This is a genomic window from Aquisediminimonas profunda (genome assembly GCF_019443285.1).
GTDB classification, from domain to species: domain Bacteria; phylum Pseudomonadota; class Alphaproteobacteria; order Sphingomonadales; family Sphingomonadaceae; genus Aquisediminimonas; species Aquisediminimonas profunda.
Genome location: NZ_CP080327.1, coordinates 2,288,023 through 2,308,405 on the forward strand (window position 1 = coordinate 2,288,023; position 20,383 = coordinate 2,308,405).

Consider the following 20,383-nt stretch of genomic DNA (forward strand, 5'->3'; position numbering starts at 1 on the left):
TTCCTTGGTTTCAAGTTTCTCTCACAGCGCGATCATGCTGATCAAGCAAAGCCGCTCGTGTTGCGACTTTTGTCGCCCAACCCGTTTCGGGGTGGCTCGGCCTGACTGCCTATCTTAACTGCGAGTGTAACTTGGGCCTGCCTGCCCTAGGAAATGCCAGGTTAGCGCACGCAACGGCAGGAGGCATTGCATGGGAATTCTGGATAGATTCCGGCTGGACGGCGAGGTCGCGGTTGTAACGGGCGCGGGCAAGGGAATTGGCCGCGCTATTGCGATCGGATTGGCCGAGGCCGGCGCAGATGTTGCTGTGGCTTCGCGGACCCAGTCTGATCTTGATAACGTCGCTTCCGAAATCGAAGCGCTCGGCCGCCGTGCTTTTGCTCTTGCAACGGACGCGACTGATCTTGCCGCGCTTGAGCGCTTGGCCGATGAGACGATCGCCCAATTCGGCAAAATGACGATCTGGGTCAATAATGCCGGAGGCATTCCGGACGGGACGCCGCGGTACCTGACCCGCACATCGGAAGAGAATTTCGACGCGCAGATTGCACTCAATCTGAAGGCAGTGTGGATGGGTTCGACCGTCGCTGCACGCCGGATGGCGGAAGCGGGAGGCTCGATCATCAATATTTCCTCCCGTTCGTCCTTTGGACCGCAGGTCAAGAACGGACCCTATGGCGCCGCGAAGGCGGCTGTGAACAGCCTTACAACCACTCTGGCAGTAGAGGTCGCGCCAAAGATCAGGGTCAACGCAGTGGCACCCGGTCCAGTCCCAACCGAGAACTTTGATGACTGCATGGGGACTGACACTGACGAAAAGCGCGCACGGTTGCTTGAGATGATCGGCATCCCACTCGGTCGTTATGGTGAGCCGGAGGATATCGCGGCTGCGGTCGTCTTTATGGCTTCGCCTGCAGCCAGCTGGGTCACGGGTCAGTGCCTTTTTGTTACCGGTGGTCGATAAGAGGGGGGCAGGGCTTATTTCTGTTGCGCAGCGGTTTCTGCCGCATGCCGGATCATTCCGGATGCAACTTTGAGATTGCTGCGCTCATTGCGTTGTAGGTAAACGTTGCTTCAATCTGCGCCGGGTCGACATGTGCCGCAAACAAGATGCCGATCGTTCGTTTCAATGCAAATCCCGCCAGGCGCGGCATAGCAATCTCCGGGCATGCAAATGACATCGGCATCACAGTTATGCCGAGGCCAGAGCGGACATAGGCCAAAGCGCGGTCATCGTTGTTGGTCTTCGCCGCGAAAAAGGGACGAACGCCGCGCGATGTAAAGTGGCGACTGGTCTCGGACAGCGCTTCACAATTGCGTCGCGCGATCATGACATTGTCTGCCAATGCTTCCGCAGCAATCACCTCTTCTTGTGCAAGTGAATGGTCGAGGCCCATCGCCAGAGCATAGCCTTCAGTGAACAGCGGTCGTGACACGAACCTGTCATTATCGTCCCGGACAATGGTCAGTGCCATATCAATCCGACCGCGACTCAGCTGCTCGAGCAAGTCGCGTTCACGCGCTTCGACAAATTCGACCCTTTCGGTTTCGATGAAGGGCTGAAACTCCTTTACTAACATTTCATGCCAACGCGTTGGAATCGTGCTGAGAATCCCAAGGTGAATCGTGGTTTGAGCAGCAGTGTCGGCCACCGAGCGCTCTGCTTCGGCAAAGTCCGCTTCAATCCGGCGCGCGTGAACGGCAAAGTGTGCCCCGGAAACCGTCAGTTCAACGCGCTTGCTCGTGCGTTGAAACAGTTTCCTGCCCAGAAGCCTTTCCAATTTGGCAATGCCGACCGAAAGTGTCGGCTGGGAAACATTACACTGAGCTGCGGCCTTGGAGAAATTCCCATGGTCGATCACAGCGAGGAAATATCGGATGGTATAACGGTCAATCATAGATAGTATCTATCCTATTGCCCAACTTATTTCAATTTTTCATCGCCATGCCAATGGTGTATGCAGGTGCCGATAGGTGGAGAATTGCCTGATGATGATGCAGATGGACTTCGCGCTCGGCGAAAATGCCAACATGATCCGCGAAAGCACGGCTCGTTTTGCCAATGAGAAGATCATGCCGCTGGCCGCAGAAATCGATGCAAGGGACTGGTTTCCACGCGAGGAACTTTGGCCCGCCATGGGAGCGCTCGGTCTCCACGGTATCACGGTTGAAGAGGAGCACGGCGGCCTCGGCCTCGGTTATCTGGAGCATGTTGTTGCGGTCGAGGAGGTGTCTCGCGCCTCCGCCTCGATCGGCTTGTCCTATGGCGCGCATTCCAATCTGTGTGTCAACCAGATCAGGCGCTGGGGCAATCCTGAGCAGAAGGCGAAATTCCTGCCCAAGCTGATTTCCGGCGAGCATGTCGGCAGCCTTGCGATGTCTGAAGCAGGCGCAGGATCCGACGTTGTTTCCATGAAGCTCCGCGCCGACCGGGTGGATGGCGGTTGGCGCCTGAACGGCACAAAATTCTGGATCACCAATTCCGCCTATGCCGATACGCTGGTGGTCTATGCCAAGACCGCGCCTGAGAGTGGATCGCGCGGCATCACGGCCTTCCTGATCGAAAAGGACATGCCGGGTTTCAGCATTGGCCAGAAGATCGACAAGATGGGGATGCGTGGTTCCCCGACGGCTGAACTGGTGTTCGATGATTGCTTCGTGCCCGAGGAGAATGTGATGGGGCCGCTCCATGGTGGAGTCGGGGTCCTGATGTCAGGCCTCGATTATGAACGGTGCGTCCTCTCAGGCATCGGCCTTGGCATCATGCAGGCCTGTCTAGATGTTGTTGTGCCTTATGTGCGGGAGCGCAAACAATTCGGCGTGCCCGTCGGTTCCTTTCAGCTGATGCAGGCAAAGGTTGCCGACATGTATGTCGCGCTCAATTCTGCACGGGCCTATGTCTATGCAGTTGCCCAGGCCTGTGATCGCGGGGAGACGACGCGATTTGACGCGGCAGGGGCAGTGCTGTTGTCGTCCGAAAACGGTGTCAAGGTTGCGCTGGAAGCGGTGCAGGCATTGGGGGGGGCAGGCTATACAAAGGACTGGCCGGTCGAGCGCTTCCTGCGCGATTCAAAGCTCATGGACATCGGCGCCGGGACGAATGAAATCCGCCGGATGCTGATTGGGCGGGAGTTGATTGGGGCATGAGCGCGCCTGTTCTTGAAAACAATGTGCAGCAGGCAAGCGACGCATTCATTCGATTTCATGCGAAGAACCGGCAGTTGCGCGACGAGCTTCGCGCGCGTGTTGCCCAGGCCGCATTGGGTGGCGATGAAAAATCTCGCGAGCGGCACGTGTCCCGCGGCAAGCTGCTTCCGCGCGACCGCGTGGAGCGACTGCTCGATGCGGGTTCGCCTTTGCTCGAAATTGGCCAGCTCGCCGCCAACGGCCTTTACAATGACGAGGTGCCGGGCGCTGGCATCATAACGGCAATTGGCAGGGTGTCCGGTCGCCAGTGCATGATCTTTGCCAATGATGCGACGGTCAAGGGCGGCACCTATTTCCCGATGACGGTCAAGAAGCATTTGCGGGCGCAGGAGATTGCTCAGGACAATCGGCTGCCCTGTATCTATCTGGTTGATAGCGGCGGTGCGAACCTGCCCAATCAGGCCGAAGTTTTTCCTGATCGGGATCACTTTGGCCGGTTCTTCTACAATCAGGCAAACATGTCCGCGCTTGGCATTCCACAGATTGCCTGTGTGATGGGCAGCTGCACAGCGGGCGGAGCCTATGTGCCTGCCATGTCAGACGAAAGCGTCATTGTCCGCAATCAGGGCACCATTTTCCTCGCCGGGCCGCCATTGGTGCAGGCAGCGACCGGCGAAGTCATTTCAGCCGAAGATCTTGGCGGTGGCGATCTACATGCGCGCAAATCGGGCGTTGTCGACCATCTCGCCGAGAATGACGATCATGCGCTGAGTATTGTTCGCGATATCGTGTCAACGCTGCAGCCCGCGTCGTCGCTCAACCCGGACCTGCGCGAGCCGCGACCGCCTCTTTATGATCCGGAAGAGCTTTACGGGATTATCCCGAATGACGTTCGTGCGCCCTATGACGTCCGGGACGTGATTGCGCGGATCGTGGATGGCAGTGAGTTCCATGAATTCAAGGCGCATTACGGCACGACGCTTGTGTGCGGATTCGCCCATATCTGGGGGATGCCAGTCGCAATCCTTGCCAACAACGGCGTTCTGTTCAGCGAGAGTGCCGTAAAGGGCGCACACTTTATCGAACTTGCCTGCCAAAGGCGCATTCCGCTGCTGTTCCTCCAGAATATTTCAGGCTTCATGGTCGGTGGGAAATATGAGGCGGAAGGAATTGCCAAGCATGGCGCAAAGCTGGTCACCGCTGTTGCAACCGCACAGGTGCCAAAGATTACGGTCATAATCGGTGGCAGCTTCGGCGCGGGCAATTATGGCATGTGCGGCAGGGCTTATTCGCCGCGCTTCCTTTTCACCTGGCCAAATGCGCGCATCAGCGTGATGGGCGGCGAACAGGCCGCCTCGGTTCTGGCGACTGTGCATCGCGATGCATCAAAGTGGACGCCTGAAGAGTCTGAAGCCTTCAAAATGCCGGTTCGCCAGAAATATGAAGACGAAGGCAATCCCTATTTCGCGACGGCGCGCTTGTGGGATGACGGGGTGATTGATCCGGCTCAAACCCGCGATGTGCTTGGTCTTGCCTTTGCGGCGGCCCTCAACGCTCCCATTCCCGAACGCGCCACGTTCGGCGTGTTCAGGATGTAGTGCGATGATCCAGTCCCTTCTCATTGCGAACCGTGGCGAGATTGCCTGCCGGATCATCCGGACGGCACGAAGGCTCGGCATTCGCACGATTGCTGTCTACTCGGACGCCGATGCCAATGCGCTGCATGTTCGCCAAGCTGATGAAGCGGTGCACATCGGACCGTCGCCAGTGCGGGAAAGCTATCTGGTCGGCGAAAAGATCATTGCCGCTGCAAAGAAGACGGGAGCAGAGGCAATTCACCCCGGCTACGGCTTTCTGTCAGAAAACGCCGAATTCGCACAAGCCGTGATCGACGCGGGGATCGTCTGGGTCGGACCCAATCCGTCGAGCATTACGGCGATGGGACTGAAGGATGCAGCGAAGACCCTCATGCAGAACGCCGGCGTGCCGACTACGCCCGGCTATCTCGGCGAGGATCAAAGTCCTGAGCGACTGAAGGCAGAGGCTGACGCGATTGGCTACCCTGTGCTCATCAAGGCGGTTGCGGGGGGCGGTGGCAAGGGTATGCGCAAAGTCGACGCGCCGGAAGATTTTGCCGATGCGCTTGCGTCCTGCCAGCGCGAAGCTGTTTCGAGCTTTGGCAACGCTCACGTGCTGCTGGAAAAATGGGTTACCAACCCACGCCACATCGAAGTGCAGGTGTTTGGCGACACGCATGGCAATGTGGTCCATCTGTTCGAGCGGGATTGCTCGCTGCAGCGCCGCCACCAGAAGGTGATTGAGGAAGCACCCGCGCCCGGAATGGATTCTGATACGCGCGAAGCGATTTGTGCGGCCGCCGTGCGGGCGGCAAAGGCCGTCGACTATGTCGGTGCGGGTACGATCGAGTTTATTGCCGATGGCTCCGATGGACTACGCGCCGATCGCATCTGGTTCATGGAAATGAACACGCGCCTTCAGGTCGAACATCCGGTGACCGAAGAGATAACCGGTCAGGACCTTGTCGAATGGCAGTTGCGCGTTGCTTCTGGCGAACCGTTGCCCCGAAGCCAACACGACCTGTCCATCAAAGGCTGGGCCATGGAGACGCGGCTGTATGCGGAAGATCCCCTCAAAGGGTTTCTGCCCTCGATCGGATCGCTCGACACGTTCGATCTCGGGCAGGCCTATCGCATCGACACGGGTGTCGAAGAGGGTGCGGATATATCCCCCTATTATGATCCCATGATAGCCAAGGTGATTGCCTGGGGTGCCGACCGCGAAGAGGCCCGGCGCTCGCTTGCGGAGACGCTGGCCAACACGGCCATCTGGCCGCTGAAGACGAATGCCGGATTTTTGGTCAAGGCACTCAATCATCCGGATTTTGTTGCAGCGCGGCTCGATACGGGCTTGATTGCTCGCGAAGGCGATGCGCTGATGCCGCCGGAATGGCCGTCCGATGCAGCTCTTGCCGACGCTGCGCGAGCCCTGATGCCTGCAAACCGGCTGGCTGGTTTCCGGTTGAATGCGCCGCCTCGCGACAGCGCGCTTTTTCTGGTCGATGGCCATGCCACGACGGTGAACTGGACGGGCGGCGAAGATTTGGGACGCGATGTTGGCGAGGCTTACGTGCTGATTGCAGAGGACGGGCAGGTCTGGCGAATGTCCGATTGGCGCGTTTCGGGCGGTGGCGCTCATGGCATAGCTGATGGTGCGATCCTCTCGCCGATGCCGGGGCGCATTGTCGCGGTAGCCGTTGCGGGAGGAGAAACGGTCGCAAAGGGCCAAAAACTCCTCACGCTCGAGGCGATGAAGATGGAGCACACGCTCACTGCGCCCTTTGACGGTATCGTTACCGAACTCAATGCAGTCGAAGGCGCGCAAGTCAGTGAGGGGACATTGCTCGTCCAGATTGTCGATGAAGGTGGCAATCCCTGAAGTCTTTCGTTTCGCCAACATGAGGCGCCTGGCGCTGCATCGGCACGCGTCGCTCGATCATGGCCTCTCTGGAAAGGCTTGAGCGGGAAAGCGCGGCAAGCGCTTTGATCATGGCTTTTCGTAAGAGGTATCGCAGCACTTTGTTGCAAATGAGTGGGCAACGATTACTGACGAACTGGCTTGGGGCCGAACCAAACTGATCACGCGTATTTCAGCCGACAAGCAAGATGAACTTGGTCGTGCTATCGAAGAGGGAATTCACATGGCTACCCGAATTGTTGCCATTGGCGGCACAGTTTCCCCAGGAAGCACAACTGAATTCGCGTTGCGGGTGGCTATGGCGAGCGCGGTTGCACAGGGTGCAGATGTCACACTTTTCGATGGAGCCTATCTTGCCGGCCTGGCGCATTATCGCAGTGGCGCGCACGCAACCGGAGATGGCGCAGAAATGGTAGAGGCCGTGCGTGCAGCGGACGGTATCCTGATCGCAGCACCCGGCTACCACGGGACCATATCGGGGCTCGTCAAGAATGCGCTCGATTATCTCGAAGATCTCGCCAGTGACAGCCGCCCCTACCTCGACGGCAGGGCAGTCGGTCTGATCGCGACTGCCTACGGCGATCAGGCAACCATGAGCACGATGCAAACGTTGCGCAGCATTGTCCATGCGCTGCGTGGCTGGCCAACGCCGATGGGGGCAACAGTGCGAACTTATCCCGGTCTGTTTTCGCAAGATGGGGAATGCCTCGATGATCGTATTCGACTTCAGCTTGAGCTTGTCGGACAACAATTGGTGCAGGGTGCCCGCAGTCTTGCGTCGACTGAAAAGGCGCCAAAATGACAAGCCTCGAAGCCATTAATGATATGCGGCTTCCGGTGGAGTTCGCGAGCAGCAGGCGCCTTCAACTGCGGCGCTGGAGCTTTGCCAACTTGCCAGTCGGGGCACTTGAGCGCTGAGCTGCTTCAGCGCCGGATTCGCCAATCGCGTTACTGCTCTTTTGGTGGCGAAACGGCGTTATCCGGATTCGCGCTTGATGCCCCTTCAGCGCCAGAAGCTGGTGGTTCGGCAGGTACTTGTGGAGCAGGACGATTCTTTTTGGCGTGAAGCTCGTCGATCTCGGATTGACGGTTCCTAAGATAGTCGTCGCGTAAGGCCTTGTAATGGTCCTGTGAGCCCTCTTTAAGCTTGCGCAGCCGGTCATCCGACTCCGCGCGCTCATCCAGCGAGCGGAACACAAGTGTGGTTGCGCCATAGGCAGGATCGGTGAACGGCTTGCCAACGGCAACAGGAAGAATGATCAGGTCAACCCATCGCCCGAAAAGATCGCGCACTGTCGTTGGACCAATAAGTGGAAGAAAAAGGAAAGGCCCAGGCTTCACGCCATAATATCCAAGTGTGAAGGCGAAACCATTTGGATGCCTTGGAAGGTGAAAGGGCTTCTTCTTTGCAACATCAATGAGGCCAGCAGCGCCAATCGTAGAGTTGATTGTGAAACGACCAAGCGTCTCTGCGGCCTTGCCCGGCTTCAATTGCAGCATGTAGTTCAGGAAGACGATCGGCTCCTGAAGATTGTCCAGGAAATGTCGCAGGCCGCTCCGCACCGGATTGGGAATGTTGCGCTTGTAGGCCATTGCCAACGGGCCAACGAATGCTGTGTCAACGGCCTGAACCGCAGAAAAAGTGATTTCGTTGACGGCTTCCACGGGATCTCCCGGATCAGCTCGTGGCTTTGCCGTCACAATTATCGCAGTCTGATCTGGCTGGTCCGCAGCCGGCGGCGACGAGGTTGGGATAGTCGCTGCATCAGCAGCAGGCGCTGGTGGCGGCAAATCCGCTGAAACAGGTGGAGCGGCGGCGTCTGCAGGCGCGGACGTCGTGCTCACCGCTGCGGAAGGCGGTGTCATGACGGCATCGGCTGGCGCGCTTGCCAGGAGGATGGCTGTGGAAAAGGCCGTAATGCTCATTGGATACCGACTATCACTCTACACTTTCATTGGCGCCAATTTTCAGACGCAGCCTTTTCGCAGCCTGACCGACAGCCAAGCATGAGTGTCAGGCCTATAGGAGATGCGCCTTACCAACAGCTTAGCACCGCGCGCAATGAAAACTGTCGGAGGTGAAAGCATTTCAGCAGCTTGCAGGCAACAGCTTGCAAACCTATCTCGTGCAGGCCGCGATTCGTCGGCTTCCTGCTGGAAATGCCCCTTAGATGACAGAGACCATCCACTCCCGCATGCTCATCCTCGGTTCGGGACCTGCTGGTCTTTCGGCGGCCATCTATGGTGCTCGTGCCGGGCTCAAACCGATTGTCGTGCAAGGCATTCAGCCGGGCGGGCAGCTTACCATCACGACGGATGTGGAGAATTATCCCGGCTTCCGCGATGTAATCCAGGGGCCCTGGCTGATGGAGGAAATGCAGGCGCAGGCCGAACATGTGGGCACCCAGATGGTGTACGACATTATCGTCGATGTTGATCTCGCGTCGCGCCCGTTCAAACTGACCGGAGACGGCGGCACAGTCTACACTTGTGATGTGTTGATCATAGCGACGGGGGCTCAGGCCAAGTGGCTTGGCCTCGAAAGCGAAGTTGCAATGCAAGGGAAGGGCGTTTCCGCCTGTGCAACCTGCGATGGCTTCTTTTATCGGGGCAGGAAGGTCGCGGTCATCGGTGGAGGCAACACAGCCGTTGAAGAGGCTTTGTACCTGACCAACCACAGTCAGGATGTGACGTTGATTCATCGGCGGGACGAACTTCGTGCTGAAAAGATACTTCAGGACCGCCTGTTTGCTCACCCCAACATCAAGGTCTTGTGGAACAAGGGCGTTGAGACCTTTGTGGGCGGTGGCGATCCGGGAGGGCTTGTTTCCCTGTCATTGAAAGACACAGTCACGGGCGAAATGTCGTCGATTGATGTTGACGGCGCCTTCGTTGCGATCGGGCACAAGCCCGCGACAGAGATTTTTGCCGGTCATCTCCCTGTGGATTCCGAAGGTTATCTGCTTGTCGACAAGGGCAGCACCCGGACAAGCATCCCGGGTGTATTTGCGGCGGGCGACGTGACAGACAAGATCTATCGTCAGGCGGTTACTGCGGCAGGGATGGGTTGTATGGCTGCACTTGATGCGGAGAAGTTCCTCGCCCACGCCGAATTTGCAGCGCACAAGGTCTAACGGACGAACAATCCGTATAGTCTCGCCTTTAACGCGCCCCAGAAGCCAGATAGGCTGGAGAGGTTGAAGGCATCAATCCTCATAAGCGGCGCGCTTTCGTCCATCCATTCGGCCATTTGATCGCCGTGGTCATCGGTCCATTCCATCACTTCGACACGATCATCATCAATTGCCTGCCGAAATAGGGCAGCAGTCAGAATGGTTGCGCCAGTCGCTGCAGCATGCCCATCAAGCTGCGCTACCCGATGGATCAAAGCCAATCCATTCTCAACAGTCCACAATTGGGCTGCCACCGCGGTTCCATCGACACTGCAGAGGCCAAGCCGGACCGTCCTTGCCATGCCTTCGGCAACAGCAAGCTCCTTTTCAAAACTGTCCAAGGCTTCGGCGTTGCCGTGCCTCCGCCCAAGGAGCGCTTCAAGAGTTGACCATGCATCGTCGTCAAACTGCCTGAATATATGCGTCTCGAAGGCTGGGTTCTCGGTTGCCAGCCGCAGCCTCTCATGAACGGCGGAAGGTCTTGCCTCCAGATATTCTGCAAATGATCGCGAATTTACCCGACAGATCCAACGCTCAGACGTCTCTCGCACGAACGTGGCCCAACCTGCAGCACCCAGAGCGGCTCGAAGCAGGCTTGCACTCCCATCACCCTCGGGCACAGGGGAGAGGCAAAGGGACGTAATCGCCGGACGCGCCTTCTTGAGGCGCTTTGAAATGGCAACAAGCATCGCGCGTTGGCGCTCTGCACTTGGATTTCCGGCAAAAACGGGACGGAAGCCGAACCCTTTCTGATTGGAAAGGGAAGAGACAGTACCCCGCGGCTCACGCTGGAGGAAAAGCCAGCATAACGCCCCTTCGGAAGCAGCCCGACCTATAAGTGGAACCGCGCCGAGATGACGCGCGACGAGGCGGAACCAGTCGCGCCGATCAAATAGGAATGGTTGTGCTTCTCTCTCGAGCTGGCCGGAGGGATCGACACCTGGGGCATCAACGTCCGTTAGTAATTCTCCCTTCACCCACAGCATCTTCGGCAAGCCCAGATTGATTTTTGGCGGGGGCCTTATGTGTCAGCCCCAATTCGGAACCAAGGGCTCTAGAGGATCGGAAATGGTTTTACACGCGCTGGTTTGCAAGCTGCATCAACGGTCGCTCAATCGCAGCGGCACATATTCGCGCATGTCGGGCGTATCCAGCACTTTGAACGGCACACCCCTCGGCGTCAGGAAAAGTCGCTCCATTTCGCTGCGGGTAAAGGGCCTTGATCCAAGGCGCCCGAAGACGGCCATTTGCCCTCCCGTTTCATCGACACCACGATCACGGTCGAGACCCTTGGACAGGGCAACAGCCGGAGAGGGCGTCCGGGCCCAGGCGATCAATTCTGGTTTGGGTGCTGGAGAGAAGCCATAGAAGTTCGGTTGGCTTTCCGGGCTGGTGAGCTGGATGACCTTTAGGCCGTTTCGGCCATCAGCAACATAGGCGAAAAGCGAGGCATTGGTCGTGCCGATGATAACATCTTCGACGTCCGTCATCTTCCCGCCAAATGTTTCCTTGGCGTAGACGACCGGTGCAAGCGGGCGCGTAATGTTCAGGATCACCAGACCTTCCTGCTTGCCTGCAACATAGGCATAGGTCCGCGCGAGATAGATCCGCTGGGCGTTGGCGAGCGCAACATTGCCTTTTGGTTCCGCAACGGGATGACGCAGATCGGTAACATCAAACAGCTTCAGCCCCTCTGCGTCCGACACCCAGAGATAGCGGAACTGGATGGCAGTTGCGCGCGCATCATTGAGTGGAATGTTAGCTGTCAGTTTGGGATGCAACGGGTCATCAAGGTCAATGACCGCCAGGCCCGAGCTTGTCGTCACATAGGCGATATGGCCGGCCAGAGTGATGTGGCGTGCACCGGCCAGGACATTGCCTTCATTCCATGTAACAGCGCGCTTGAAGAAATTGTTCCGGAACTCGCCGTCCGAAAGAGTGTCGATATCGACGAGAATGAGGCCTTCGACACTGTCTGTTATGACCGCATAGCGATAGATCGGGTGGAAGGCCTGTTCCTGATTTTCAGGGATATCCTTTAGGATGTGATCGTTCCGCTTGACGCTGATGTTCTGGTTGGTCGGGAGAGCCATGCACGTCGCATTGGTCGTTGAGATGTGCATATCCTGCCCTAGTGGCGAGAACGGCGCGGAAACGATCGGCTCCGAAAATCCCTTGTTGGCAATGGAGGCGACATCATAAGCGCGGAAGCCGCCTTTGCCTTCGGCAACAAACATATACTCGCCGCGCAACTGCAGGCAGCCGACGCGGTCCTTTGTGCCCTGCACGACGTTGCGGAACAGTTCATTGTGATTTGTCTCACCGGACAGATGCTTGTCGAACGTGACGCCCCGGGTCCATTCCTTCAATTCGCGTCCGTTCCGCTCCACATGGAGACGATAGAAGTCTGGATAGGCATATTTCTGGAGATAGGAGCCAATCACCGCTTGCGGTTCGTCCCATTCCGTAACGCGCACCGCTTCAAATCCCCCATCAAGTCCGGTCCACGCGTGGAGGCCGACAAAATTGACGAAGTTCGTCCCCAAAAGCAGCAGTTGGGACATAATCGCATTGTTGTCGTCGTTGGCAGAAAGGTGGCAGTCCGTGCACGTCTTTGTCTCCGTTGTGCGCACGGTGTGAGGGAAATGTGGCGCGAAAGCCTGGCTTGAAAAGCCCGCTGAAGAAATGGGGGGCTGCTGGATATAGATCCGTTCCCGGTTCACATTTGTCGATGACAGCACAAGCGCAGACGTGGACCGCACAGGCGCTATGATATTGCCCTTGGTGGTCTGATGGCGACCCAGCTGGAACATCTCGTCGCGGGCAACCTGCGGATTGTAGGTCGCGAAATTGCGCGTTTCCTCTCCTTCATATTTGTGTGTGCTTGTCTTCCAGTTCGCCTCGATCGGCAAATGGCAGCCTCCGCAGGACGTCGTCCAGGACAGGTGACACGTGAAACAGGCCATCTTGTCGTCGCCATGCGCGCGATTTTCCTTGGGGATGCCCGGACCCCAGTTCACCGCTCCCGCACCGCTGATCGTGCCCATCAACTTGGCTCGCGCGGCCTTGGCGTTGAAATGGGTACTGTTCCTGTCGACGCTATCCTTGACGAGGCTGACACGCCACTCGAGCTTGGGGTCAACGATCGAGCGCTGAATCAGCACGCGGTTGCCGTCAGCATCAAAGAGCCATTCGAAGCGACGCTTGCCATCCGGGTTGCGGAGCAGCCCAAGGTTTGTGCCATTGGGCGGTGCAGCCGGACCTGACGTCAGCAAAGTCGGATATTGGTCAACCGTGCCGTGGCAGTCCTTGCAGCCAATCTCGATGGCGTTCGCAACTTCGCCATAGATCAGGCCATTGCCGTGACTGTCTTGACCAAAGTGGCAATCGGCGCATTGCAAACCCTTCTCGGCATGAATGTCCATCATGTGCACCGTCTTGCCGGGATTCGCGCCCGGTTCGACGAACTTTCCTTCGCCGGCCTTGCGCCATTTCTCCGGGTCATCCAGAGCGACAATCTTGCCTTCGGCATCAAGGAGATTGCCCTCGCGGTCACGCTTGAGGATCGCGCGGAAATTCCAACCATGCCCGTGATAGTCCGCGAACTGCGTATCCTTGAGTTCCGGATTCAAGTCATAGACATTGCGCAGGAATTCAAGATCGGCCCATTTCCCGCGAGCAGCAGCGCCCTCCGGATTGCGGTCGTTTGTTGCGCGGACTTCTGCGGCCATGGGATATTTCTGCTTTGCCGGCCACATGTGCGGTGCATCAGATTCATAATCCCACATGGTGTAGCCAAGGAAGCTGTTCAGGAAGATGTTGGGCTGATGCATGTGACAGTTCATGCATTGTGCGGTCGGAATCGCGCGTGTGAAGGCATGCTCCACAGGATGGCCTTTTTCCTTTTCGCCGGTCGCGTGATCGACCTTGGCTGCAATTGTCGGATCGACAGTCGCAGTCTGCCCGTCGCGGCCATATTTGGCCCAGATCAGGCTGTGTCGTGGCTCGCGGTCATTGGCATAGACAACATGGCACCCGGCGCACCCGGAATGGCGATAATCGCCCGGCTGATCGTTCGTCCCAAGATACCACATGAAGGGATCGTTGAGTCTGGTCTTGTGGATATTGAGGACCGGAATGGCGACCCGGAGGCCTGTGCCGGGGCCACGGTTCGACTGCTTGAGATCGGGCCGTCCGGGCTCCTCAAGCCGCTGGATGCTCCCCAGCGAATTCGGCAGGCCAACTTCGGCAAACTGGGTGTTCACATTGCGCCCGCCGCGTTCAAATACGCGGAAGATGTCGCCCGGCATCACCGTCTGCCAGGTCGGGAGGGGATAAAGCGCGGGAAGTGCGCCCCGGGCCTTTTGCTGAGCGGTTACGGTGCCGGACGGATTGCCCGGAGAAACGATCTTTGCGGGCTCCCCGGCTCGGGTATAGGCCTCACCGACAACGTAATTCTTGAATGGAACAATTCCGTTGTTGTAACCCGCCCCACCCCAAAGCATTGCGCCCGATGCCATCAGGGAGCGTTCTGCCGCTTCGATGGTCTGAATGTGACACGCCCCGCAACTGTCGCGAACAACGCGATAGTCGGATGGATTGACGAAGCGCACAAACTCGGGCGATTCCCGATTCAGCAAGGTATAGCTGCGTTGCGGGTTGGCCGATGACGGCCAGTGCCAGCTTTTCGGATACCGCGGCAGGACATGGGCCTTGTCACGCAAGGCAACATAGGCAGGGTTGTCGAAATCAGAGGAGGGGGAGGGCAGGCGGATATTCGCATTTCCTCCATGACAATCCGTGCAGCCCAGCACGACCGCTTCGGTGCGATGCATTGTCCAGGCATCGGACGCCGTGTGGCAGGTTATACAGCCCGCGCTCTTGGCCGCAGCTTCCTCCTTGGTCTGTGTCTCGGGCGCGGGCGGCGCGAAAACCGCGGCATAGTTGCGCTTGATCGGCTTTTCCGCATCGGACGCCAGGGTCCGAACGCCAAAAAACAGGGTGAGGGCAAGCAACCCCAGAGCCAGGAGCCAGAAGCGCAAACGCGATGGTGGAGCGATCAGGCGGGCCATGTCAAAAGCTCAAGATCCCGTTGAACAGAACGGAATAATAACGGTCATTGCGCCCCGCGTTGGTGAAGAGGTCGCGAAAGCCCTTGCCGGGATCAAGCAAGGCCCCGGAAAGCCTGAAGACCACATTCTGTATGGCTTTGGGCCGATAGATTGCGGCGGCCGATACATCCCAGCCGATGGATTTGGGAATGCTGCCCTCAACCCGAAGTGCTTTGAGTGTCGCTGTATTCTGGAACCAGAGATGGTTCACATTGGTCGAAAGACGCAGTTTCGGTGTGATGTCAAAATCTGCGCCGGCACCTGCCAGCATGGTTCCCGGATTGTTGAAATTGGACTGGCCCTGTTCCTTTGAGGATCGCAGGGAATTGAGAATGCCATTGCGTCCGTTGATCCCGATCGCGCGCCCGCCACCAGCGAAGGGGATTGTTTGGCGTATCCAGTAGCTTGTGTCGGCACCCGCAAAGATCGGATTCTCAAAGATGGCATCGAAGCCACCCTCGGTATTGTCATACGGCTTGGAATCGCCGCTCGCATACAGGCCGGAAACGCGCACGCGGATCCAGTCAAAATCCATGCTGGCTTCAGCGGCAAAGAAATGACTGCGGATCTTTGCGGGCTTTGATGTGAAGAAACTGTTCCGGTCACGACCCACAGCCAGGTAAGCGCTGCTCGTGAGATTGACCCGACCGATATGACCGTCGTTGGAATAGCCAAGATAAACCACATCATATTTGCGCGGTCGCAAATCACCGATGAGCGCAGGGCGGACTGGAAATCCGTTGTCATCGACCTCAATCGATGTTTCGCGGTTCATGTTGTAGGTGACCGAAACCTGGCTCGTCATGCCAACGACGGGAAAGTCCTGGCGATAGAGATTGGCGAGAAACACGAAGTCGTCGCGCGGCCGTTGGACCACAGAATTCAGGCCGGAATTCGTGTCCTTCTCCAGCCGCCAGAAGGCCGCGAGATTATACTGGAACCGATTATTGTCGCGATTGCCGAACAACCTGACTCCAAGTTGCTGGTCGTTGAACAGAAAGCCCCGGAAATCCGCCTGGAAAGGCTGGATTCCGACGCGCAGTGAATCGAAATCGTAACGATCGGAGACGTTCCGGATATGATAGTCGATAAAGGCTTCCTGGACGCCGAGAAAATGATCGGTGCGGTGGCTTGGCTTTGAAGGCTCGACGAACAGAACGCGCTTTTCCGGCACGTTCACATAATTGCCCTGCAAGGCAAGTGCCACGCGATATTCGATTTCGGGGGGCTTGAACGCTGTTGACCCCTTCAACAGCGAGGCGCTGAAGATGAATGTCTGGGCGAAAACCTCGCTATGGCTGCGGCCGAAGACATCCACGCTGCCCGGATTCTCGGTCGTCTGGACCCCGACGGGGATCGGGAAGGAACGCGGCTCGATTACTGTGTCCGACGTTGCGCCGAGAACGAGGAACCAGTCTTCGCTCTTCAGCCCCAGGAAAGCCGGAGTATGGCATTTGGGAAGCCCCGCCTTGGCGCGGCGTTCCTTTTCCTCTTCGGACGGGATGCAGAGCGGACGATCACCTTTGTAGGTATTCTGGTTGTAAGGATCGAGAAAGCGTTCCTTGTGGGCCAGTCCCAAGGTTTCGGAAAGGCGCCAGCGATCGGGAATCGGAAAATCGGGATCACCCGGAAACGCTTCGGGTGGAGGAGCACGAACCGCTCCGGCATTCTCTTGCGTCACGCGTTCCGGAAGCTGTTTTTGGACGCCCGGTCGACGCCTGCCATCAAGCAATGTTTCATCTGCGGTCGTGCCGGTATCGACCGCCGGAGGTGCAGTTGAATTCGGGGTGTCCGGAGTCGGTGCATCGCTCGGCTGTTCCCCGGCATCGCCTGCGCTTTCGATCGCACTTGCGACCTTTTCCTCGGCAAGCGCAGTCGTCCACCCTGTTTGGTCTGGCAGGTTCGCCTGCCCCGACAGGGCGGCAAGAACTGGCAGAAGGGAAGGGTTCCACGGCATGCCTAGCGACCCTGGCAAACGTTCTGTTCGCTAGTGTCGAGGAATGGCGCAAACGGACAACCGACATAGCGAAGCCTCACGCCGGCCCCTGTAATCTGCACAACCAACTGGTCTGATCGCACAGTTGACGGTGCATTCCCGATGCCCGCACTCTTCGTGCCTGCGTTGTTTGCGCCGAGGAAGGCAATCATGTCATCCTGGTCGATGCCGTCGCCTGATACGCCAACGGCGCCAATCAATGTGCTCCCGCGATAAATGGGCACGGCGCCCGGGAAAATCTGGATGCCATTCTGCAACCGGTTTTGCCCCGGCGCGACATCCGGGGAGAGCGTGCACCGCGCAGGCGTATCTGAGCTTCCGCCGCCAGTCAGCAGATAGGTGACGTGCGACACCAGGTTATCGAAGACAAGCTCCGACTGCAGGCCGGTATTGAACGGATTGAAACTTCCGATTGGCACGGACAGCGGACCCGGCGGTCTGCCAACCTCTCCATCAGGGAAGTAGGGACGGGCGATATTGCCGATGGCGCGGGCACTCCAGGCAGTCTGACCCTTGAAGATGTTTGCATTGTTGAAAAATGCCTGCGCAACCGGGGCGCGATTACGCACAGCCGCAGAGCCATTTGCAGCAAGCTCACTCGCCGCATTGGCATTGGAGAAAAACGCTGCAGTCCGCGCCTTCTGCAACGAGACATCAATGCCGAAAATCGGTGCATCCGGGGATCGCACAACCCCCAGGATCGTGCCATACGTATCGACGACCGAAATTGAGACCTGGGCACGACTGTCGAGCGGCTGTCGGATCTGCGCCCGAGCCCGACTCATGATCAGAAATGCTTCTTCAAGTATGGCGCGCGCCTCGGCAGAAGAGAGCGGCTGGCTCACCGCTGCGCCATCTGTGCCTGCGCGAATTGGAAAGCGGTTGTTGCCCGAGCCGTCGCTGAGAATGAATGCGTCGCGGTTAGAGAATTCGCTAGCGGTGGATGCGCGGATGCCCGAGGCCTCACTCCCGTAGGGGGTGCCGGCGATAATTGCTCCATTCGAGTAACCGGTGAGAGCTGACAAGGCTCCCGCAACGCCATTTATCGCCGAAAACGCCGGGGCGGTTCCCGTTGCCCGAAGCTTGTCGGGCGTTGCATCGCTATAGCGCAGCAAGGTGCCGTCGACCGAGATCCTGTCTGCCCTGATAGCAGTGGGAGCCTCGAAACTTCGCGTACCCGCCAGCGCAATATATTCTTCATCATCATTGTCGACATCGAGGATATTGGAATCGAAGCCATAGACTCCGTCGGCCATCACCCCGATACCGCCCACAAGAACGCCGTTCTTGTAGAGCGCCAGTCCTCCGGGATCCGCGGATAAGCCAAGTGGCGTTCGCTTCGGCCCGATCAGCGCACCTGCGCCTCCGCCCGGGTTGAAGCGAGAGACCAGATCGGAACACGGCAAGGAACTGAACTGCACGCCAAAAAGCGGACCGCTTTCAAGGCCGACCGCATTGGGAGATGGAGGAAAATGCTCCTGCACAATCTGACTAGCGGTCCGCGTTGAAAAGGCATTACCGCTACTTGAGAGATAGGCCGCCGTTACGGCCTTCGAAACCGCGCCTGGCAGCGCTGCAGGCGCGCCGAGGGTCAAGCCAGGCAAGGTGGCGCCAATTGGCGTCGTGACGTTCGGGATCCGCAGTGTCAGGTCCGCATTGTTCATCGTGAACAGTGCAAGCAGATTACCGACCCGATCAACCACTGCTATCGTTGCAGGTCGATTGCGTGCCTGCGCTTCTGCAACCGATTGCGCGATGACTTGCTGCACATCAGCCACAGTCAGCGCTTCCTGTGCAGGAACCTGGTAAACTGTGGACGGCGTTGGTGGCGGTGGTGGGGGCGTCACCACCGGCGAAGTGCTTGATCCACCGCCACCGCAGCCCGAAACGATGAGCGCCGCTGCAGAAACGAATGACAAGATTGATCGGGACCGCATCAGCGCAGTGTCCTTATCGTTCTGACTGCACTTCCCAGAGCCCTTCGGAAGTCGGCAGGGCGGTAATCATTTGGATCTCTTACAGCGGCATAGGCGCGATTGATGTCTGATCGGATCGCGGCTGCGTTTGCTGCAGGTACGGAGCCGGTATTCACCAACGCATTGAGCAAGGTGTCAGTCGCCATGACAGCTTGCACGCTGCCTTCATAATCGGTGAAGCGGGGATTTATCGCCTCGCTTGCAATCAGGTCGATGACCGCAAAGCTCTGGTCGCGGCCAAAGCTGGCGGACTGAAAGGCAGATGCCAAGGCGTTGGCGGTTGCCCGCAGTCGCGCCGCAGCGGAAATGGCGCTGTTCCTGTCTCGCGAGAATGCAGCGTGAAAGGCCTTGCTTTCAGCTTCAAAGCGCGCGGCCTGAGCGGGCGCAACGATCCGGGCAGCCGCCGAAAGCATGATCATGTTTTCATCATTGAAGGGTGGCATGCCTACCGGAATCGGGCGGGCCGGATTGTCGGCCACGGTCTGGTTGAAGTTCTGGCTATCGTAGATGCGGCGATGGCAGCTGTGGCAATCGAGAAAATAGAATTCGGGGAAGGGTCCTTCGGTGCCCAATGTCGGGCTTGAAAAGAGGCTCAATGCCCGATCAAGGGCCATTGCCTGACCAACCGCCCAAATCTTCGCGCCATTGGTGCGGCCCTTGCGTTGCACATAGTCAGCATCTTCATCGTGATGCGCTTGGAGGGTGGTGAACAGGTCCAGCTCAAACGAAATGCGCGGATGTCCGGCGGCCATCATCCTGTGATTGACAAACTGTCCGCCGTTGGCGGAGCCGAAATGGCAGTCGAGACAAACTGATGCCTTTGCTGCAGGGTTTTCGAGAGGGATAAGGCCGGCCGCTATGCTGGCGCGGTGGTTTCCGGTCTTGTGGACCTCAATCCAGCCCGCAGATCCTCCGTGGCAGGCTTCACAACCGACCCCGTCGGATTGCTGGAAACGTGGTCCACGCGCGGTAGCCGGTTCCGAATGGCATCCGAGACACATGGGCGCGGACTGCGCTGAACCGAGCCCAAGCCTCTGCGCAATGGCGGCGCTTCGCGCGTTGCCCAGCACAGCAAAAGCGCGGCTATGGGCGCCCGTTGGTGACGAGGGTTCCTGCCAGCGGAGAATTTCGTCCTGGCGAACGATCTTTCCGTCAGCTTCCGACCGTCCATGGCATGTCGAACCGGCGCAAGTCGCGACGCCGAGATGAGCTTTGTCGCCCGGAGCCGCTGCATTGAGGGGAGAATTCGCATGGAGAGTCCCCAGCAAGAGCGCAAACAATGCAAATGCGGCGCACACCGAGACTGGCAGGAGTTCCCGCCAACTTTTCCGAGCCCAGGCAAAGTTTGAAATGAACACCGCTTTCCCCTCTTTCGCCTGTCCAAGACAGGCGAAGCCCAATCAAAATTGCGATGCAACCCCCAATATCTTGAGCAATAGTTTAGGCGGATTCAAGCGAGAGACAAGCGAGATTTACCAAGTTTGT

General features: G+C 58.1%; 13 protein-coding genes. 6 read left to right on the forward strand and 7 right to left on the reverse strand.

Features of this window, described 5'->3' with window-relative positions; genetic code table 11:
- Positions 1–190 precede the first annotated feature (190 nt).
- Positions 191–964 carry an SDR family NAD(P)-dependent oxidoreductase gene (locus K0O24_RS11435; protein WP_219892873.1) on the forward strand — a complete coding sequence of 258 codons (774 nt, stop codon included), beginning with the start codon at positions 191–193 and terminating at the stop codon, positions 962–964.
- Between the two features lie 52 nt (positions 965–1,016).
- Here the strand turns inward: K0O24_RS11435 and K0O24_RS11440 are convergent, their stop codons facing one another.
- On the reverse strand, positions 1,017–1,898 hold the full coding sequence (locus K0O24_RS11440; RefSeq protein ID WP_219892874.1) for a LysR family transcriptional regulator: 882 nt from the start codon (positions 1,896–1,898) through the stop codon (positions 1,017–1,019).
- Between the two features lie 94 nt (positions 1,899–1,992).
- Between K0O24_RS11440 and K0O24_RS11445 the strand changes: the two genes are divergently transcribed.
- From K0O24_RS11445 to K0O24_RS11460, 4 genes are all read left to right on the forward strand, one after another.
- Positions 1,993–3,147, forward strand: coding sequence for an isovaleryl-CoA dehydrogenase (locus K0O24_RS11445; RefSeq protein WP_219895605.1), 1,155 nt, complete (start codon positions 1,993–1,995; stop codon positions 3,145–3,147).
- Entirely contained in the window at positions 3,144–4,745 is a 1,602-nt protein-coding gene (locus K0O24_RS11450) for a carboxyl transferase domain-containing protein (RefSeq protein ID WP_219892875.1), read from the forward strand. The genes K0O24_RS11445 and K0O24_RS11450 overlap by 4 nt, the downstream gene beginning before the upstream one ends.
- A gap of 4 nt (positions 4,746–4,749) precedes the next feature.
- Positions 4,750–6,603: an acetyl/propionyl/methylcrotonyl-CoA carboxylase subunit alpha gene (locus K0O24_RS11455; protein WP_219892876.1), complete on the forward strand. Its 1,854-nt coding sequence runs from the start codon at positions 4,750–4,752 to the stop codon at positions 6,601–6,603.
- A 262-nt stretch (positions 6,604–6,865) separates the two neighbouring features.
- Entirely contained in the window at positions 6,866–7,444 is a 579-nt protein-coding gene (locus K0O24_RS11460) for an NADPH-dependent FMN reductase (RefSeq protein WP_219892877.1), read from the forward strand.
- Positions 7,445–7,590: 146 nt separating this feature from the next.
- On the opposite strand, the gene K0O24_RS11465 is transcribed toward K0O24_RS11460, so the two are convergent.
- Positions 7,591–8,568 carry an MlaA family lipoprotein gene (locus K0O24_RS11465; protein WP_219892878.1) on the reverse strand — a complete coding sequence of 326 codons (978 nt, stop codon included), beginning with the start codon at positions 8,566–8,568 and terminating at the stop codon, positions 7,591–7,593.
- Positions 8,569–8,813: 245 nt separating this feature from the next.
- Between K0O24_RS11465 and trxB the strand changes: the two genes are divergently transcribed.
- The gene (gene trxB / locus K0O24_RS11470) at positions 8,814–9,776 is read left to right on the forward strand and encodes a thioredoxin-disulfide reductase (protein WP_219892879.1); all 963 of its coding nucleotides are present in this window, start codon (positions 8,814–8,816) and stop codon (positions 9,774–9,776) included.
- On the opposite strand, the gene K0O24_RS11475 is transcribed toward trxB, so the two are convergent.
- The 5 genes from K0O24_RS11475 to K0O24_RS11495 form a co-directional block, all read right to left on the reverse strand.
- Positions 9,773–10,801, reverse strand: coding sequence for a GNAT family N-acetyltransferase (locus K0O24_RS11475; RefSeq protein ID WP_219892880.1), 1,029 nt, complete (start codon positions 10,799–10,801; stop codon positions 9,773–9,775). The two genes, trxB and K0O24_RS11475, sit on opposite strands and share 4 nt — an antisense overlap.
- 114 nt (positions 10,802–10,915) lie before the next feature.
- Positions 10,916–14,887: a hypothetical protein gene (locus tag K0O24_RS11480; protein WP_219892881.1), complete on the reverse strand. Its 3,972-nt coding sequence runs from the start codon at positions 14,885–14,887 to the stop codon at positions 10,916–10,918.
- Position 14,888: 1 nt separating this feature from the next.
- Positions 14,889–16,883 carry a hypothetical protein gene (locus K0O24_RS11485; RefSeq protein ID WP_246610971.1) on the reverse strand — a complete coding sequence of 665 codons (1,995 nt, stop codon included), beginning with the start codon at positions 16,881–16,883 and terminating at the stop codon, positions 14,889–14,891.
- A 2-nt stretch (positions 16,884–16,885) separates the two neighbouring features.
- Positions 16,886–18,859 (reverse strand): heme-binding protein, encoded by a 1,974-nt coding sequence (locus K0O24_RS11490; RefSeq protein WP_219892882.1) that lies wholly within the window; start codon positions 18,857–18,859, stop codon positions 16,886–16,888.
- Entirely contained in the window at positions 18,859–20,250 is a 1,392-nt protein-coding gene (locus tag K0O24_RS11495; protein WP_425514778.1) for a multiheme c-type cytochrome, read from the reverse strand. The genes K0O24_RS11490 and K0O24_RS11495 overlap by 1 nt, the downstream gene beginning before the upstream one ends.
- Positions 20,251–20,383 lie beyond the last annotated feature (133 nt).

Excerpts from the sequence above, each read along its gene's own strand:
- K0O24_RS11460 (WP_219892877.1), top strand. The coding sequence starts at position 6,866 with ATGGCTACCCGAATTGTTGCCATTGGCGGCACAGTTTCCCCAGGAAGC.
- K0O24_RS11445 (WP_219895605.1), top strand. The coding sequence starts at position 1,993 with ATGATGCAGATGGACTTCGCGCTCGGCGAAAATGCCAACATGATCCGC.
- K0O24_RS11475 (WP_219892880.1), bottom strand. The coding sequence starts at position 10,801 with ATGCTGTGGGTGAAGGGAGAATTACTAACGGACGTTGATGCCCCAGGT.
- K0O24_RS11490 (WP_219892882.1), bottom strand. The coding sequence starts at position 18,859 with ATGCGGTCCCGATCAATCTTGTCATTCGTTTCTGCAGCGGCGCTCATC.
- K0O24_RS11440 (WP_219892874.1), bottom strand. The coding sequence starts at position 1,898 with ATGATTGACCGTTATACCATCCGATATTTCCTCGCTGTGATCGACCAT.
- K0O24_RS11450 (WP_219892875.1), top strand. The coding sequence starts at position 3,144 with ATGAGCGCGCCTGTTCTTGAAAACAATGTGCAGCAGGCAAGCGACGCA.
- trxB (WP_219892879.1), top strand. The coding sequence starts at position 8,814 with ATGACAGAGACCATCCACTCCCGCATGCTCATCCTCGGTTCGGGACCT.
- K0O24_RS11455 (WP_219892876.1), top strand. The coding sequence starts at position 4,750 with ATGATCCAGTCCCTTCTCATTGCGAACCGTGGCGAGATTGCCTGCCGG.
- K0O24_RS11480 (WP_219892881.1), bottom strand. The coding sequence starts at position 14,887 with ATGGCCCGCCTGATCGCTCCACCATCGCGTTTGCGCTTCTGGCTCCTG.
- K0O24_RS11485 (WP_246610971.1), bottom strand. The coding sequence starts at position 16,883 with ATGCCGTGGAACCCTTCCCTTCTGCCAGTTCTTGCCGCCCTGTCGGGG.
- K0O24_RS11465 (WP_219892878.1), bottom strand. The coding sequence starts at position 8,568 with ATGAGCATTACGGCCTTTTCCACAGCCATCCTCCTGGCAAGCGCGCCA.
- K0O24_RS11435 (WP_219892873.1), top strand. The coding sequence starts at position 191 with ATGGGAATTCTGGATAGATTCCGGCTGGACGGCGAGGTCGCGGTTGTA.